At 67.9% G+C, this 17,876-nt stretch carries 10 protein-coding genes; 2 read left to right on the top strand and 8 right to left on the bottom strand.

The window, feature by feature from the left end; all coding sequences use genetic code 11:
• Nucleotides 1-15: 15 nt before the first annotated feature.
• The 7 genes from glgX to glgA form a co-directional block, all read right to left on the bottom strand.
• Complete coding sequence (gene glgX / locus ABQY64_RS02225; RefSeq protein WP_054592630.1) at nt 16-2,178, bottom strand: glycogen debranching protein GlgX; 2,163 nt, start codon at nt 2,176-2,178, stop codon at nt 16-18.
• A 124-nt stretch (nt 2,179-2,302) separates the two neighbouring features.
• Nucleotides 2,303-2,476 (bottom strand): DUF2934 domain-containing protein, encoded by a 174-nt coding sequence (locus tag ABQY64_RS02220; protein ID WP_005993048.1) that lies wholly within the window; start codon nt 2,474-2,476, stop codon nt 2,303-2,305.
• Nucleotides 2,477-2,489: 13 nt separating this feature from the next.
• Nucleotides 2,490-5,093, bottom strand: coding sequence for a malto-oligosyltrehalose synthase (treY, locus tag ABQY64_RS02215; protein WP_349779805.1), 2,604 nt, complete (start codon nt 5,091-5,093; stop codon nt 2,490-2,492).
• Nucleotides 5,090-7,039: a 4-alpha-glucanotransferase gene (locus ABQY64_RS02210; protein ID WP_349779806.1), complete on the bottom strand. Its 1,950-nt coding sequence runs from the start codon at nt 7,037-7,039 to the stop codon at nt 5,090-5,092. Before ABQY64_RS02210 ends, treY begins: the two co-directional genes overlap by 4 nt.
• Nucleotides 7,036-8,793 carry a malto-oligosyltrehalose trehalohydrolase gene (gene treZ / locus ABQY64_RS02205; RefSeq protein WP_115510284.1) on the bottom strand — a complete coding sequence of 586 codons (1,758 nt, stop codon included), beginning with the start codon at nt 8,791-8,793 and terminating at the stop codon, nt 7,036-7,038. The genes ABQY64_RS02210 and treZ overlap by 4 nt, the downstream gene beginning before the upstream one ends.
• Nucleotides 8,794-8,795: 2 nt before the next feature.
• Nucleotides 8,796-11,027, bottom strand: coding sequence for a 1,4-alpha-glucan branching enzyme (locus tag ABQY64_RS02200; RefSeq protein ID WP_115510283.1), 2,232 nt, complete (start codon nt 11,025-11,027; stop codon nt 8,796-8,798).
• Nucleotides 11,024-12,607, bottom strand: a complete 1,584-nt coding sequence (gene glgA, locus ABQY64_RS02195; RefSeq protein ID WP_026064138.1) for a glycogen synthase GlgA — start codon at nt 12,605-12,607, stop codon at nt 11,024-11,026. The genes ABQY64_RS02200 and glgA overlap by 4 nt, the downstream gene beginning before the upstream one ends.
• A 485-nt stretch (nt 12,608-13,092) precedes the next feature.
• Between glgA and ABQY64_RS02190 the strand changes: the two genes are divergently transcribed.
• A complete protein-coding gene (locus ABQY64_RS02190) occupies nt 13,093-14,721 on the top strand; it encodes a GGDEF domain-containing protein (protein ID WP_026064139.1) in 1,629 nt (542 codons plus the stop codon).
• 154 nt (nt 14,722-14,875) lie between these two features.
• On the opposite strand, the gene ABQY64_RS02185 is transcribed toward ABQY64_RS02190, so the two are convergent.
• Complete coding sequence (locus ABQY64_RS02185; RefSeq protein ID WP_053046019.1) at nt 14,876-15,817, bottom strand: DUF808 domain-containing protein; 942 nt, start codon at nt 15,815-15,817, stop codon at nt 14,876-14,878.
• Nucleotides 15,818-16,057: 240 nt separating this feature from the next.
• Here ABQY64_RS02185 and ABQY64_RS02180 point away from each other — a divergent pair, with 240 nt between their 5' ends.
• On the top strand, nt 16,058-17,782 hold the full coding sequence (locus ABQY64_RS02180) for an AarF/ABC1/UbiB kinase family protein (RefSeq protein ID WP_047126236.1): 1,725 nt from the start codon (nt 16,058-16,060) through the stop codon (nt 17,780-17,782).
• Nucleotides 17,783-17,876 lie beyond the last annotated feature (94 nt).

Raw genomic sequence — 17,876 nt, 5'->3', positions numbered from 1 at the left:
AAACCGCCCCTGCCATCAGCGTGCGCCCTCGGAGACGATACGTGCGCTGCTGGCGATACGATCGCGCTCCACTGCCAGCAAGGTCAGCGAGTGCGCCGGCGCCTTCCATTCGCTGCCGCCGGCCACCACGCGGCCGCCATGGCGTGCGGTGTCGACCAGTACGCGCCAATGTTCGTCGTGCATCGCCGGCAGCGTGAACGACACGCTGGTGGAGGCGGCATTGATCAGCATCAGCAAGGTCACGTTGGCGGCGATCTCGCGCAAACCGGTGGTCGGCGAGCGGCCATCCAGGCGCAGCATCAGCGCGCGTGCTTCCGGGTCGTGCCAGCCGGCTTCGTCCATCTCGTGACCGTCCGGTGCCAGCCAGGTGAGATCCTTCAGGCCCAGCGCTTCGTCGAACTTGCCGTCGAAGAAGCGGGCGCGATGCAGCAGCGGGTAACGCTGGCGGATGCGGATCAGGCGACGCACGAACGCAGCCTGATCGGCGGCGGCGGCCTTGGTGGCAGCAGTCCAGTCGATCCAGGTCAGTTCGTTGTCCTGGCAATACGCGTTGTTGTTGCCGTTCTGGCTGTGGCCGAACTCGTCACCGGCCAGCAGCATCGGCGTGCCCTGCGACAGCAACAACGTGGCCAGCAGGTTGCGCATCTGTTGGCGGCGCAGCTGCTTGATGCCCGGGTCGTTGGTGTCGCCTTCGACACCGTAATTGGCCGAGATATTGTGGTCGCTGCCGTCCCTGCCCTCTTCGCCGTTGGCAAAGTTGTGCTTGCCTTCGTAGCTGACCAGATCGCGCAGGGTGAAGCCGTCATGCGCGGTGACGAAGTTGACCGACGCGGTGGGGCGGCGGCCACTATGGTTGAACAGATCGGCCGAGCCGGTCAGGCGCGTGGCCAGTTCGGCTAGCTGACCACCGTCGCCACGCCAGAACGCGCGCACGTTGTCGCGGAACTTGTCGTTCCATTCCACCCAGCCCGGCGGGAAGTTGCCGACCTGGTAACCGCCCGGGCCGATATCCCACGGCTCGGCGATCAGCTTGGTCTGGCTCAGTACCGGATCCTGGCGCACCGCATCGAGAAAGCTGCCCGACGGATCGAAGCCATAGCGCTCGCGGCCGAGGATGCTGGCCAGGTCGAAGCGGAAGCCATCGACGTGCATTTCCTGCACCCAGTAGCGCAGCGAGTCCATCACCATGCGCAACGCGCCGACGTTGGTCAGGTCGAAGGTGTTGCCGGTGCCGGTGTCGTTGATGTAGAAGCGGCGATCGTCGGCCAGGCGGTAGTAGCTGGCATTGTCGATGCCCTTGAACGACAGCGTCGGCCCCAGCTCGTTGCCTTCGGCGGTGTGGTTGTAGACCACGTCCAGCAGCACTTCCAGCCCGGCGTGATGCAGGCGCGCCACCATCTGCTTGAACTCGGCCACGGTGCGCGTGGACATGTAGCGCGCCTGCGGTGCGAAGAACCCCAGCGTGTTGTAGCCCCAGTAATTGCGCAGACCTTTTTCCAGCAGGTACTGGTCGTCGACGAAGGCGTGGACCGGGAGCAGTTCCACCGCGGTGACGCCGAGCGAGCTGATGTGGTCGATCAGCTCGTCGGTCTTGAGGGCCGAGAAGGTGCCGCGGTTTTCCGGCGGCACTGCCGGATGCAGCATGCTCAGCCCGCGCACGTGCGCTTCGTAGATCACCGTGCGGTTCCACGGCGTCTGCGGCGGGCGGTCCTGGCCCCAGGTGAAAGCCGGGTCGATCACCGCGGATTTGGGCATGAACGCGGCGCTGTCGCGACGGTCGAAGCTCAGATCCTTGTCGCGGTGCCCGATGGTATAGCCGAACAGATGCGGCGCCCATTTGAGCTCGCCGACGATCTGCTTGGCATACGGGTCCAGCAACAGCTTATTGTGGTTGAAGCGGTGCCCGGCCTCGGGCGCATAAGGTCCGTGCACGCGGTAGCCGTACAGCTGGCCGGGGCGTGCGTCGGGCAGATAGCCGTGCCAGACCTCGTCGGTGTATTCGGGCAGCGCCAGGCGCTCCTGCTCGCGGCCACGCTCGTCGAACAGGCACAGTTCCACCCGGGTGGCGTTGCGCGAGTACAGCGCGAAGTTGACCCCCAGGCCATCCCAGGTGGCGCCGAGCGGATTGGGACGGCCTTCGCGAATGCGCGAGCGCTGAGTGAACTTGCGGGTGGCCATCGGTAACTCCTGAGAACGGTGAACTCAAAACGCTGAGCGAATGCGGGTGCCTGTGTGCCCGGGCACGCTCACCCTGGCACGGCACAGCCTGCAGGGTGAACCATGCAAGGTGACAGAGGCACCGTTACTGGCGTGCAGTCACCGGCGGGCCGGCCTGTTCGGCGGCGCGCTCTTCGGCATCCACCAGCCGCTCGGCCATGGCCCAATGCCGATCTGCGTGGCCGTCCGGGCGGCCTTCGGCCTCCCAGATCTCCTGTGCCAACTGGCGAAGCCGCGCTTGCCGTTCCGTGTCGTTCATTGCTTACGTTCTCTTAGGGGGTCAACAACACTGCCACTGGCGCACGTGCAAACAGCGTGGATATCGCCACGCGGCCGCCTTGCGGCTGCAGCGTGCTGCCATCGAGCACATTACGATACGTGGCGTGCGGCAATGCCAACGACGCCTGACCCCAGTTGGCCGGCGGCACCAGCAGCGGCAGATCGCCATCGCCCTGGTTGCCGGCACCCAGCCGCGTGACTGCCACCACCAGCGACTGGCCGCGGTACTGGCGGCGGAACGCCAGCACCTGCGCATCGCCGCTGACCGCCACGGTCAAGGGCTGATAATCGCCCTTCGCAAACAGCGACGGATGGTCGGCACGCAGCTGCAACAGCAGTGCGGTGAGACGTGCCTTGACTGCGCCATCGCGCCAGCTGCGCAGCAGCGTGTTCCAGTCGCGCGCCTGCTGCAGCCACTGCTGGCGCTGCGCGTAGTCGACCGGGCGGCGGTTGTCCGGGTCCACCAACGACAGATCCCAGCCTTCGGTGCCCTGGTACAGGTCGGGCACGCCCGGCACGGTCAGACGCAACGTGGTCTGCACCAGCGCGTTGCGCGCACCGGCGGCGGCGATGTGGTTGCTGGCGCGCAGCAGCGCCCGCCGCAGCGGCAACCCGGCGCGGCTGCACAGCACCTGCTCCACGGTGGCCTGCACGGCCTGTTCGTAGGCCGGCGAGCCATCGGTCCAGCTGGTGTGCAGCTTGGCTTCGCGCACCGCCTTGAGCAGCCACTGCGCAATGCGCTCGGCGTACTCGGCCAGTGGCTCGGTCTGGTCGGCGCCCAGTCCGATCGGCCAGGCGGCCACCAGGGTCTGCCAGAGCATCTGCTGGTCGCCACCGGCCAAGGCCGGCGAGTCCAGCGTCTCGGTCAGGGCATCGAACTGGCTGCTCTGCTCGATCCACCAGCGCGGTTGCTCGGAAAGCACCGCCAGCCGCATGCGCAGGTCTTCGCCGCGCTTGTGGTCGTGCGTGGCGGTGGCCAGCAACGCACGCGGGAAATGCCTGGCGCGTTCGAGATTCTGCGCGTGGAACTCGGTCGCGTCGTTGGCGAAGTGGGTCGGATGGCTGCCGACCTCGTTGCGCGACAGCAGCACGCCATGCCGGTAGAACGCGGTGTCTTCCACCGACTTGGCATTGAGCGGTGCGGACAACTGCTCCACGCGACGACGCAGGATGCGCCGCAAGGCGACCTGCGCGCGATCGGCGCCGGCATCGTCGAGCAGCCAGCGCTCGATCGCGTCGACGGCCGCAACGATCGACTCCGGCATGCCCTCGCGCGCACGCGCGGCGGTGGCGCGCAGGCGCTCGGCTTCGCTGCCGGTCACGCCCTTGGCACCGGCGTAGGTGCGGTACACCGGGAACCAGCGCAGCAACACGCACAGGCCGCGCGCCAGCATCTGCGGGCTGAACTCGCGCGTGGGCGGGTCCAGTCGCGCCAGTGCCGACAACGCACCGACGGCGCGATTGAATTCGGTCTGCAACGGGCCGCGCAGGATCTCGTCGCGTGCGCTGCGCTCTTCCTGTGCGAAGTCGCCACTGCGCCCGCTCACCTTTTGCCAGGCACGCGCCAATGGCTTGAAGCCGGCCGGGTCATGCAGCACGCCGCCGACCTGGTCCATGAAGTCGTAGCCGGTGGTGCCATCGCAGGGCCAGTCGGCCGGCAAGGCTTCGCCGGGCGCCAGGATCTTTTCCAGATACAACCCCAGCGTGCCCGGCTTGAGGCCACGCGTGCGGCCGGCCGCATCCAGCCGGCTGCGCAGCTTGCGCACATAGCCGGTGGGGTCGGTGAGCCCGTCCACATGGTCGATGCGCAAGCCATCCAGATGGCCTTCGGCCACCAGCCGCAGCGGCAGCGCATGCACCGCGTCGAACACCGCCGGCAGCTCCACGCGCAGTGCCACCAACGAGGTGATATCGAAGAAACGACGGTAGTTGAGCATGTCGTTACCCACGCGCCACCAGTTCAGGCGGTACGGCTGGCGCTCGATCAGCTTGTGCAGACGGCCATCGCCGCGCTTGGCGCCGTCGTTGTAGTCGCGCAGCCATTGCGCGCGGGCGGCCCTTTCCGGCACTTCCAGCGTCTGCGGGCGGATCGGGTAACGCTGGTCGTAATGCGCCAGTGCGGCGCTGCCGTCGTCCTCGACCACCAGCGTGATCAGGCCTTCGGCCAGTGCGGTGGCATACGGGCGGTCCAGCACCGCCAGCCACAACTTGCCGTCGCGCCCGGGCGCGCGCCAGTCGATGTCGAACCAGTCGGCATGCTTGGCGCTGCGGCCGTTGCGCAGCACATCCCACCACCATGCGTTGTCCGCATGCGTGGCCATGTGGTTGGGCACGATGTCGGCGATCAGGCCCATGCCGTGCTCGCGCGCGGCCTGCGACAGGGCGATCAGCGCGTCTTCGCCGCCGAGTTCGGGATTGACCACGGTCGGGTCGATATTGTCGTAGCCGTGGGTCGAGCCCGGCACCGCAGTGCCGATCGGCGACAGGTACAGATGGCTGATGCCGAGGCCGGCGTAATACGGCACCTGCGCGAGCGCATCGTGCAGGGTGAAGCCGACATGCAGCTGCAGGCGGGCGGTGGCGCGAAGTTCGATCATGGATGCGGTTCCGAAACAGCCGCGACGCGACGCGCCTCGGCAAAGCCCTGCAGCGCCGTACTCAGGTGCGCATGCGGCAAGGGATCGGGCAGGCGTCGACGCCAGTTGGGATGGACCTCGACGGTGCCCGGCAGATTGGGTTGTTCTTGCAGCGCCAGCGCGTCCTCCACCGGCAGCAAGGCCAGGGGCGACACGCTGGTGGCGGTGAAGCGCAGCGCGCCCAGCAGCGGGTCGTCTGCCGCGCTGAGGCCGGCATGTTCGACCGCCGCATCCAGGCGTGCCAGATCCTTGCTGCGCGCGGTGGCGTCATCGCTGGCCTGCGCGGGCTGGATCAGCTCCAGCTTGCGTCGCCAGTCGATATCGCGGCCTTCGCGCCAGCCGGTCAGGGTGGGCAGATCGTGCGTGGTGGTGGTGGCCACCGCATCCGGCCGCCACAGCGCCGGCGAGACGAAGGCGCCATCGTCGTCGCGGGTGAACATCAGCACATCGATGCCCATCACCCCGCGCCGTGACAGTTCCTCGCGGATGCCCGGCGGCACCACGCCGAGGTCTTCGCCGATCACGATCGCCCGGTGCCGCCACGATTCCAGCGCGAGCAGGTTGAGCAGATCGTGCAGCGGATAGGCCAGATACGCGCCTTCGTTGGAGCTGGCGCCTTCCGGCACCACCCACAGCCGCATCAACCCCAGGATATGGTCGATGCGGATGCCGCCACGGTCGCGCAGCACTGCGCGCAGCAGCGCGATATACGGCGCATAGCCGCTACGCCGCAATGCGGTGGGCGAATACGCACCGATGCCCCAGTGCTGGCCGTCGGCATTGAAGGCGTCCGGCGGCGCGCCCAGCACCAGGCCGCGCAGCACGGTGGCGGCGGCCGCTGCGGCTTCGGCGCCATTGGGATCGAAGCCCACGGCCAGATCGGCGATCAAACCGATCTTCATGCCGCGCTCGTGCGCTTCGCGTTGCGCATCGGACCAGCTGCGCGCCGCCAGCCATTGCGTGAACACGTGCAGCTGCGGATCGCCGTCGCCGAAATCCTGCGCGGCAAACCGTGCAAAGCCCTCCAGCGCCTCACCGCCCTCGCTACGGAAGGCAGCCAGATCGGGGTGATCGGCGGGCACGCGGGTGTAGAGATGGCGCAGCAGCTGCCACTTGGCCTGCGCCGAGGCCGGCCAGTCGATCAAAGCGCTGTGGTGCAGCGTATCGAAGCGCTCGCGCAGGCCGGGCACCTCGTTGATCGCCTCCAGTGCGAGCTCGCCCAATATGCGCACCGGTGCGGCATGCAGGGGATCGAGAAAACGCCGGTCGCTGGGCGAATACGGGCTGTAGCCGCCGGTGACCGGGCGCGCGGCATGCACCGGGCTCAGGGCCAGGGCATCGGCACCGGCCAGTGCGGCATGCCGCACCCATTCCACCGTGCCGGATGCGTCGCCGATGCCGGCGTCGTCGATGCTGCGTGCCGAATACACCTGCAGCGCCATGCCCCAGGCACGCGGCGCCGGCAGGCCGCAGGCATCGGCCACGCTGAAGCAGCGTTGCGGGGCGACCGCGACCTGCTGGGTCAGGCTGCCGATCTGCAGCGTCCAGTAGCCGAAACGCTGCGGCGCACGCACCTGCCCCTGCGCATCGGCATGCGCCGGCTCGCTGGCGCCGCTGTCGTCCAGCCAACGGCCGCTGGCATTGGCGGCGACCGACACCGGCAGCAACCCGGCCACCTGCACGGTCAGCAGCGGCGCCGGCTCGGTGGCGTGCGCCTTGCAGCGACGCAGGCTGTCTGCGCGCTGCGCAGCGGTGCCGGCAGGCAGTTCCAGCGCGGTGAGCACCGCATGCAGCGATTGGTCGGACACCTGGCGTGGTTGGTCGCTTGCATCCACCCAGTCCACCATCACCCCGGCCGCGCCGACCAGCGCATGCAAATCGCTTCTGCTCAGATCACGGGTACTCATGCGCGCGCCTCGTGCCAGGCGATGAAGCCATCGACCGGCAACTGCTGCGCGTCGGCAGCGACGTTTTCGACATGCGCCACGCGGCCGCGCAGCGGCGGCATCGGCACCGCCGAGGCGCCGACGTTGAAGGCGATATGCCACAGCCCGTCGGGCAGCTCCCAGCTGGCGGTCACTGCACCGTCGGCCAGCACGCTGGCGCCCACCGCGCGCGCCTGTGCAAGCCCCGGTACCAGCCACTGGCGACGCACGCCCAGCAGCGCCTTGAACCAGGCTGTCCACTGCACGCCTTCGCCCTGCGCGGCGTCTTCGATCGGCGAGCGCGAGGCGGCGAAGGTGTCGTGGCTGTTCGGATCGGGAATGGTGGCGCGCTGCGCTTCGTCGGCGAATGCGGCGAAATGCGCGAATTCGCGACGGCGCCCTTCGCGCACCGCATCGTCCAGCGGCGGGCCGAAGTCGGTGAAGAACAGGAACGGCTGCGTGGCGCCCCACGGCTCGCCCATGAAGAACAACGGAATCATCGGCGTCAGCGTGGTCAGTGCCAGCGCAGCACGCAGGCGTTGCGGCGATACCAGCACGCTCAGCCGCTCGCCGCGCGCACGGTTGCCGATCTGGTCGTGATTCTGCGCAAAGACCACGAACTTGTGCGGCGGCAGCGCCCCGCTGGGCTCGCCGCGCACATGCCCGCGCGGGTCCGGCTCGCCCTGGTAGGCGAAACCTTCGCCGAGCACGCGCGCGAGGTGTTCGGTGGGCTTGTCGGCGAAGGCGGCGTAATAGCCTTCCTCTTCGCCGGTCAGCAGCACGTGCAGGGCGTTGTGGAAATCGTCGTCCCACTGCGCGGTGTAGCCGCGTTGCAGCTGCGACGCCTGGTTGGCCTCGTTTTCCAGCACCAGATGCACGTGGCGGCCGGCCGGCAGGCTGGCCTGCACGGTCTGCCGCAAGGTATCCAGGAAGGCGTTCGGGGTGATCGCATGCACCGCATCCAGGCGCAGGCCGTCGAAGCCGTATTCGTGCAGCCACATCAGCGCATTGTCGAGAAAGTAACGCTGCACCTGCGGCTTGCGGAAATCGATCGCCGCGCCCCACGGGGTGGGCTTGTCCTCGTTGAAGAACGGGGCGGCATAGCTGTGCAGATAATTGCCGTCCGGGCCGAAGTGGTTGTAGACCACGTCCAGCAACACCATCAGGCCGTGTCCGTGCGCGGCGTCGATCAGCGCCTTCAATTGGTCCGGCGTGCCATAGGCTTCCACCGGCGCGTACGGCAGCACGCCGTCATAGCCCCAGTTGTGCGCGCCCGGAAATGCGCTCAGCGGCATCAGCTCGATCGCGGTGATGCCCATCGCCGCCAGCTGCGGCAGTTGCGCCTGCACACCGGCATAGCCGCCGCAGGTGCCGACATGCAGTTCGTAGATCACCGCCTCGTCCCACGGCCGTCCCTGCCACTGGGTGTTCTGCCAGGCGTAGCCATCGCTGTGCTGCACGGCGCTGGGGCCGTGCACGCCCTCGGGCTGCCAGCGCGAGGCCGGATCCGGCACCGGTTCGCCGCCATCGACGCTGTAGCGATAGCGCGCATCCGCCGCGCATTCGATCACCGCGCTGAAGAAGCCATCCTGCGCGGCCTGCAACGCGACGCGTGCGCCGTCGTCGAAGACCACTTCCACGCTTTTGGCGTCCGGTGCCCAGAGCGCGAAGCGCACCTGTCCCTCACCCGCTGGCCATGCACCCCATGCCGGCGTGGTGTCGTTGCGCTCGTTCATTCTTATTTCTCCGCTTGCAGATAGATCGTGGCCAGCGGCGGTAGGGTCAGGCGCAGGCGTTGTGCGTGCCCGTGCATGCCCATCGGCTCGGTCGCCAGGCGACCGCTATTGCCGAGGTTGCTGCCACCGTAATGGGCACTGTCGGTGTTGAGGATTTCGCGCCAGCCGCCGGCACGCGGCACGCCAACGCGATAGTCGTGGTGCGGTTGCGGGGTGAGGTTGCTCACCGCCAGCAAGGGTGCGCCGCCATCGGGATCGTGGCGGATGAACGCCAGTACGCTATTGCGCGCATCGTCGGCCACGCTCCAGTCGAAACCGTCGGCACGATGCGTGCCGCGGTACAACGCCGGCACGCGACGCAAGGTGGCGTTGAGATCGCCGACCAGTTGCTGCACGCCGCGATGCGGCGCGCCGTCGAGCAGATGCCAGTCCAGCGATTGATCGTGATTCCAGTCGTTCCACTGGCCGAATTCGGCGCCCATGAACAGCAGCTTGTCGCCCGGATGCGCCCACATCAGCGCCAGGTAGGCGCGCAGGTTGGCAAAGCGCCGCCAGTCATCGCCGGGCATTTGGCCGAGCAGGCCACCAGTGCCATGCACCACTTCGTCGTGCGAGATCGGCAGCACGAAACGCTCGGAGAACGCGTACACCAGGCCGAAGGTGAGCTGGCTGTGGTGCTGCGCGCGCTCGGCCGGATCGCGCTGCATATAGCTCAGCGTGTCGTGCATCCAGCCCATGTTCCATTTGTGGGTGAAGCCCAGTCCGCCCTCGCTGATCGGCGCGGTCACGCCCGGCCAGGCGGTGGACTCTTCGGCGATGCTCAGCACACCGGGAAAGCGCGTGGCGATCTCGCTGTTGAGCTGGCGCAGGAAGGCGACCGCTTCCAGATTCTCGCGGCCGCCATGCGCGTTGGGCACCCACTCGCCTTCGGCACGGCCATAGTCGCGATACAGCATCGAGGCCACTGCATCCACGCGCAGGCCGTCGAGGTGGTAGTGGTCGATCCACTCCAGCGCGCTGCCGAGCAGGTAGGCGGTCACTTCGGGCCGGCCGTAGTTGTAGATCAGCGTGTTCCAGTCGCGATGCATGCCTTCGCGCGGGTCGGCATGCTCGTACACCGCGGCGCCGTCGAACTGCGCCAGGCCGTGTGCATCATCGGGAAAGTGTGCGCTGACCCAGTCCAGGATCACGCCGATGCCGGCGCGATGACAGGCATCGACGAACTGGGCAAAACCATCCGGGCTGCCGTGGCGCGCGGTCGGTGCATACAGCCCCAGCGGTTGATAGCCCCAAGAGCCGCCGAACGGATGCTCGGTGATCGGCAGCAACTCGATATGAGTAAAGCCGAGCTGCTGCACATAGGGGATCAGTTGTGCGGCCAGCCCTGGCCAGTCCAGCGGCTGGTTGTGCCCATCGCGCCGCCAGGACGCGGCATGCACCTCATAGATCGACAGCGGCGCCGGCGCGGCACTGGCATCGCGCGCCGCCATCCAGGCGGCGTCGGTCCAGGCAAACGCTGCCGCGCCTGGCACAACCGAGGCGGTGGCTGGCGGCAATTCGCTCTGGCGCGCCACCGGGTCAGCCTTGAGCAGCACGCGGCCATCGGCAGCGGTGACGGCGTACTTGTAACGCGTGCCGGCTTCCACACGCGGCAGGAACAGCTCCCAGAACCCGCCGATGCGCGGGCGCATCGGGTGCCGGCGCACGTCCCAGCCATTGAAATCGCCCACCACTGCCACGCGTTGCGCATGCGGCGCCCACACCGCAAAGCGCACCCCGGGCACGTCGTCGCAGTGCAGGTGCTGGGCACCCAGGGCACGACGCAATGCCTGGCCGTCGCCGGCAGCGATCTGCAGCAGAGTGGATTCGTCCAGCGTGGCGGCAAAGGCGTAGGGGTCTTCGATCTCCTGCACCACGTCCGGCCAGACGATGCGCAGCCGATACGGGCCTTCGACCGCCAGCGTGCCCTCGAACACGCCATCGACCGTGCCGGCCTGCATGCGCGCCAGCAACTTGCCGCGTGGATCGATCAGGCCCATCGCCTCGGCACCGGGCGCCAGCACGCGTACCAGCCGGCGGCCGTCTGCCTGGGAATGCGGGCCCAATACCGCGAATGCATCGGCAGGCAGGCCATCGGCCAGCGCCTGCACGCTCTGCACCAGATCCGCCATCCCATCCATGGTCACCGCCGTCGCTTCCGTTTCCTGCCCCTGCACGCCCAGCCGTTCGCTCATGACACCGTCGCAAGCGCGGGAGCGGTTGCGGCGGTGCGTTCGTACAGCGAGAGGTATTTCTTACCCGCCACATCCCAACCACTGGGACGCAGCATCGCCGCGCGGCGCATTGCCGACAGCAGGCTGGGCAGGCGGAAGGTGCGGAATGCGCGCTCCAGGCAGCGGCGCAAGGCCTCGACACTGGCGTGCTGGAACAAAAAGCCGGTGACGCCGTCATCCACAGTGTCGATCAGACCACCGGTGGCGTGTGCGATCGGCAGGCAGCCAAAGCGTTGTGCATACATCTGGCTCAAGCCGCACGGCTCGAAGCGCGACGGCATCAGCAAGAAGTCGGCGCCGGCGAACATGCGCCGCGCCAGGCCTTCCTCGAAGCCGATGAAGGCGCCCACCTGGCCCGGATAGCGCCGGGTCAGCTCGGCGACCTGTTGCTCGATCTCCGGCTCGCCACCGCCGATCACCGCGATCTGGCCGCCGGCCGCCACGATCTGCGGGGCGACCTCGCAGATCAGGTCCAGGCCCTTTTGATGCACCAGCCGCGACACCACCGCAAACAGCGGGCCGGTGCTCTCGCGCAGCCCGAAGGCCTTGCGCACCTGCGCGGCGTTGGCCTGACGGCCCTGCCACTGATTGACGCTGAAGTGCGTGTCCAGATATTCGTCGGTACGCGGGTCCCAGCTGGCGTCGATGCCGTTGACGATGCCGGTCAGCGCGCCCTTGGCGGCGCGGCCGGCCAGCAGGCGGTCCAGGCCACAGCCCTGCGCCGGGCCGGTGATCTGCTGGGCATAGCTGACGCTGACCGTGTTGACGTGGTCGGCATGCACGATGCCGCCGCGCAGGAATGACATCTGCCCGTAGAACTCCAGCTCGGCCACACGCTCGGCCGGGATACCCAGCGCAGCGGCCATCGAATACGGCACCAGGCCCTGGTAGGCCAGGTTATGGATGGTCAACAGGCACGGCGTGGTGCCGCCGGACCAGCGCACATAGGCGGCCGCCAGTGCGCACGGCCAGTCGTTGAGGTGCAGCAGGCGCGGCTTCCAGCCCAGCCCGGCATGGCCGGCGGCGATCTGCGCGGCGGCATGCGACAAGGTGGCAAAGCGGATCGCGTTGTCTTCGAACTCCGAGCCGCTGGTGCTCACATAGGGCGAGCCGTCACGTTCGAACAATTCCTTGGACAGCAGGATGTAGATCGGCAGGCCGTCCGATTGCACGATGCGACCGATGTCGCAGGCCGGCAGTGCGGCATGCGCCAGCACCCGGCCGACGATCTCCACCTTGCCCGCCCGCGCCAGCACCGCGCGATAACCGGGGATCAGCACACGGACGTCGTAGCGATGGCGCAGCGCGCGTGGCAGCGCCGCAGCAACATCGCCCAGACCGCCCGCCTTGATGAAATCCGCCATCTCCGACACCACGAACAAGGCGCCGCGGGTATCGGCCGGCGACACCGGCAGACGCTCGTGATGGCGAATGAAGCGGCCACGTGCATCACGCGGTCGCCCGCTCTTCTTCAGAGTGGGGAGCATCGTGCTGCGCTCGAAGCGTGCGGTAGTAGCGTGAAGCGGCATCATGGCAACCATCTAAACGTCCGTCGTAAAGTGGGTGGAGACGGAAAACAGCGAAGCGACAACCATCATCTGCCGATTCAGCCAGACGACCTGCTACGAATGAGGAGCGGGGCCAACGCGCGTACTCCACGTTGTCCTTGAGATGAATCTACACCCCGTGCAAATAAAATATGCGTGAATACGTGCTGACTTTTCTGCGACAGCTACATTCCCTTGCGCATGGTTGCGCATGCCTACTGGCATAAGCGGCGCATTGCAGTGCGATGACATCCCTGCCGTGGTGCGCGGTTGTTGAAACGCACCGAAAGCGGGCGTTGACGGCGGCGCCCGCCATCATCCGCCTGACTTGTTCAGGCATGCGCGCAGGTCGCGCATCGCCCACCGCCTGGCATCGGGCGGGCACGCCGGAACTGCGCAGAACTGCCCAGACCGCTTAAGCGCGACGCCTGCGCGCCGATAATCAGCGATGGCACCACGACTTTCCGAGATCCCGGCGCATGGCAGACCAGCCTGAACTTCCAAGCCGCCCACGTGGCGGGCTGCGCCGCCTGTTGCCCTGGGGCGGGGCGGACAGCGCGCGCCCGGCCGCCGCCTTGCCCAGCGTGATCGGCAGCGAGCGCGGCGGGCACGGCCTGGCCGCGCATCAGCTGGTGCCGGCCAAGAACAAGTCCGGCGCGCACGACCCGGCGGCCGCAACCGCCCTGTTGATGCGGCTGTTCTCGCACGCCGCGCATCCGGAGGCCTTGCTGCTGGCCTTTGCCGAAGGCATCACCAGCCTGCATGGCGAACTCGGCGACATGGGGGTGCGCCTGAGCGCGGCCTATGCGGCCGGCGACTGGCCCGGCTATGGCCGCGCCTTGCGGCAACTGATCGACAAGTACATCCGCACCATCGATACCGGCGACTCGCTGGCCGAAGGACGCACCGAAGCCGAGCAACTGCGCGACCTGCTGCGGCACGCGCTGGGCAATGCCCTGTCCACGCTGCTGCAACGCAGCCCGGAACTGGCCGAGGAAGCGCAGACCCTGGCATCGGCACTGCGCCACTGGCGCCCCGGCCATGAGCTGATCACCCTGGAACAGCGCCTGCGCGAACTGAGTCATCAGATCGGCCTGCGTGCCGAAGATGCCAGCGAGCAGCAGAACCTGCTGCTCGGCCTGTTCGACCTGTTGTTGGAGAACGTCGGCGAACTGCTCGACGATCGCAGCTGGCTGCAGGGGCAGATCTCGGTGGTGCGGCAGCTGATCTCCGGGCCGCTGGATGTCGGCTCGATCGAACAGGCACGCGGCACCTTGCGCGAGGTCATCTACAAGCAGGGCCTGCTCAAGCAAGGCATTGCCGACTCCAAGACCGCGATGCGCGAGATGATGGTGTCCTTCGTCGACCGGCTCGACGGTATGGCCACTAGCACCGGCGAGTACCACGATCGCGTTGCCGGCTATTCGCAGGCGATCGGCGACGCTCGCAGCATTCCCGACCTCAACCGGCTGTTGCAGGACGTGCTACAGGACACCGCCGGGGTGCAGGCGCAGGCACTGGCCGCGCGCGACGAACTGCTGGCCGCACGCCGCCAGGTCGAGGACGCCGAGCAGCGCATCGCCTCGCTCGAACAGGAACTCAGGGACGTGGCCGGGCTGGTGCGCGAAGATCAGCTGACCGGCGCGCTGAACCGCCGTGGCTTCGAGGAACTGTTCCAGCGCGAGGCCGCACGCACCCAGCGCGGCGGGCAACCGTTGTGCGTGGCGATGCTGGATCTTGACGATTTCCGCCGCCTCAACGAGACCCACGGCCACGCCGGTGGCGACGCCGCGCTGCGCCATACCGTGGACGTGGCCAAGTCGGTGCTGCGCACCACCGATGCCATCGCCCGCTTCGGCGGCGAGGAGTTTGTGCTGCTGCTGCCGGACTCCACCATCTTCGAAGCCAGCGCGGCGGTGATCCGCCTGCAGCGCGCACTGGCCCAGCGCTCGTTGCTGCACGAGGACGTGCGCGTGTTCGTCAGCTTCAGCGGCGGCGTGGCACTGCGCCATCTCGACGAGGCCCAGGACGATGTGATCCGCCGTGCCGACCGCGCCATGTACGACGCCAAGGCGGCCGGCAAGAATCGGGTGATCAGCGCCGACTAGCCGCGAACGCGGTCTGCCGCATCGACCGGTCGGACCGGGTTACCGGCGCATGACGCAGAGGCGCCGCAGGTCCTTCGGTTGCCGCCTAGCCCCACCACGACCATGCGCTTCCGTGCGGCGGCCAGGGGCTCCCCTAGCCCGCCGCGGGACGGCGTCAGTGCGCCGCCGGCTTCCCGCGCAGCTTCTGGAACAGCATCACCGCGCCCAGCACGATGGCACCGGCAATCACGCCGACCAGCATGTTGCCCAGTGCATCGACCAGCCAGCCCATGCCGCCGGCCGACTTGGCCAGATCCTGCACCAGGTGATGCAGCGCCGGGATGTTGTGCACCAGGATGCCGCCGCCGACCAGGAACATCGCCAGCGTGCCGGCCACCGACAGGAACTTCATCAGCCACGGCGCGGCCACCAGGATGCCGCGGCCCAGCGCTGCCAACGCCGCGCCCTTCTTGCTCAGGTACAGACCCAGGTCGTCCAGCTTGACGATGGCCGCGACCAGGCCGTACACGCCGATGGTCATCGCCAGCGCGATCGCCACCAGCACCGCGACCTGCTGGCCGAACGACACCCCGGCCACCACGCCCAGCGACAGCACGATGATCTCCGCCGACAGGATGAAGTCGGTGCGGATCGCGCCCTTGACCTTGTCCTTTTCCAGCGCCACCACGTCCACGTTCTGGTCGGCCAGCGCGCGGGTGCGCTCGGCATGCCGCTGCGCTTCCTCGTCCTGGTTGTGCAGGAACTTGTGCGCCAGCTTCTCCACGCCCTCGAAGCACAGGTAGGCACCGCCGATCATCATCAGCGGCATCACCAGCGGCACGTTGTAGCCGCGCCCGCGCAGCCAGGCTTCCAGGGCGCTGATCGCCAGCGCCGCCGGCACCAGGATCACCTTGTTCATCAGCGAGCCCTTGGCCACCGCCCACACCACCGGCAGCTCGCGGTCGGCGGTGACGCCGGTGACCTGCTGCGCATTGAGCGCCAGGTCGTCGCCCAGGACGCCAGCGGTCTTCTTGGCCGCGACCTTGGTCAGGATGGAAACGTCGTCCAGCAGCGTGGCGATGTCGTCGAGCAGGGTGAACAGGCTGGCACCGGCCATGCGGAGGTCCTTCGTGAGTGGCGGTGGATTCTCGCCGATCCTGCGCCCGTATGGGGTGATGGCAGGCCGTTGCACGCCGTTGCCGACCGTTGGCGCTTGATGCCGATGCCCGCCGGCCGCACGATCCGGCCATGCCCGCCGGCCCCGAGCCGCACCCGACTACGCCATGGCAACACGTCTGGATTCACCGCCCGACGACCCGCCGCTGGCCACACTCGCGCTCTTGCACGACCGCCGGAGATGGCCTTGAGTCCGAACGACCCGTACCGCACACCGGCCCAGGCCGCGATCCCCGCCGACACCGGCGTGGTGGGCGGCATGAGCCGTCGCACGCAAATCCTGCGCCTGTTGCTGCGGTATCGCGGGTCGGGCGTGTTTGCCGGCATGAACCTGGATCCGGCTGCGATCAACGAGTACGAAGTGCCCGCCGAAGGCACGCCCGACCAGTTCGTCTCCGACCTGGAAGCGCTCGGCCCCACCTTCGTCAAGCTCGGCCAGATGCTGTCCACGCGGCCGGACATCGTGCCGCCGGAGTTCGCCACGGCGCTGGAACGCATGCAGGAGAACACCAGTTCGGTGCCGGTGGAGCGCATCCGCCAGATCATCGAAGAAGAACTCGGCGTATCGGTCAACAAGGCGTTCTCGTTTTTCGATCCGGTGCCGCTGGGCTGCGCCTCGCTGGCGCAGGTGCACCGCGCCGCCCTACGCGACGGCACCCCGGTGGCGATCAAGGTGCAAAAGCCCGAAGTCGCCGCCCAGGTGCGTTCGGATCTGGACGTGCTCAAGAGCTTTGCCACCGCCGCCGACCGCCTGACCGGCATCGGCCGGCGCGTGCGCTTTGCCGACTGGCTGGGCGAATTCGGCAAGACCCTGCGTGCCGAGCTCAATTACGAGGACGAGGCCGAGACGCTGGTGCGCTTCGGCAAGCATCTCAAGCCGTTTCCGCTGTTGTGGGTCCCGCAACCGGTGTGGGACCTGAGCAGCCGCAAGGTGCTGACCATGCAGCTGGCCGAAGGCGTGCGCGTGGACAAGATCTCCGGCCTGCGCCGCACCGAGCAGCCGATGGACAAGCTGGCCGCAGAGCTGGTCAAGGGCTACCTGGACCAGATGTTCGTGCATGGCGAAATCCACGCCGACCCGCATCCGGGCAACCTGCGTGTGCTGCAGGACGGGCGCCTGGCGATCTTCGACCTGGGCATGGTCGCGCATGTGCCGCCGCGCCTGCGCGAGCGCTTGCTCAAGCTACTGTTCGCCGCGGTCGACGGCCGCGGCGAAGAGGTCGCCGAAGAGACCATCGCGCTGAGCACGCGCCTGGAGGATTACGACGAAGACCGCTACCAGCGCGAAACCGGGCAGATGATCGCCCGCTACGCCGCGCACGACACCACCTCCGAGGGCCGCGTGGTGCTGGATCTGGTGCGCATCGCCACCGCCAACGGCTTGCGCACGCCGCCGGAGCTGAGCCTGCTCGGCAAGACCTTGTTGAACCTGGAAGGCGTGTGCCGCACGCTGTCGCCGCACCTGGACACGCGCCGCGTCGTCGAGCGCCACCTGCAGCATGTGATGCGCGCGCGCCTGAAAAAATCCCTGTCGGCGGCCAATCTGGCCAGCGAGGCGATGGAACTGCAGCATCTGGTGCGCGAAGGACCGCGCCGCATGTCCGAGATCCTGTCGCTGGCGGCGGAAAACCGCCTGCAGATGCGCGTCACCGGGCTGGAAGAATCGCATCTGATGGAAAGCCTGCAGAAGATCGCCAACCGCGTGGCGGCCGGCATCGTGACTGCGGCGCTGATCATGGCCTCGGCGCAGATGATGCGTATCGAAACCGGCTTGAAGCTGTGGGGCTATCCGGCGATCGCGATGGTGCTGTTCCTGCTCGGCGTCGTGCTGGGCCTGGGCATCGTGCTCAGCGCGCTGCTGTTCGACCGCCGCGTGCGTGCACGCGAAGAACGCGGGCATCGATAGCGCCACACCCCCGCGTAGGAGCGCACCCGGGCGCGACGCGGCTTAACCGGCGTCGCATGCAAAGACCGCCGCGTCAAGCTGTCAACGTGGGTCG

The organism is Xanthomonas sp. WHRI 7065, from assembly GCF_040203115.2.
GTDB classification, from domain to species: domain Bacteria; phylum Pseudomonadota; class Gammaproteobacteria; order Xanthomonadales; family Xanthomonadaceae; genus Xanthomonas; species Xanthomonas arboricola.
The sequence above is the reverse complement of the archived record's forward strand: the minus strand, read 5'-3'. Positions and strand labels throughout refer to the sequence as shown.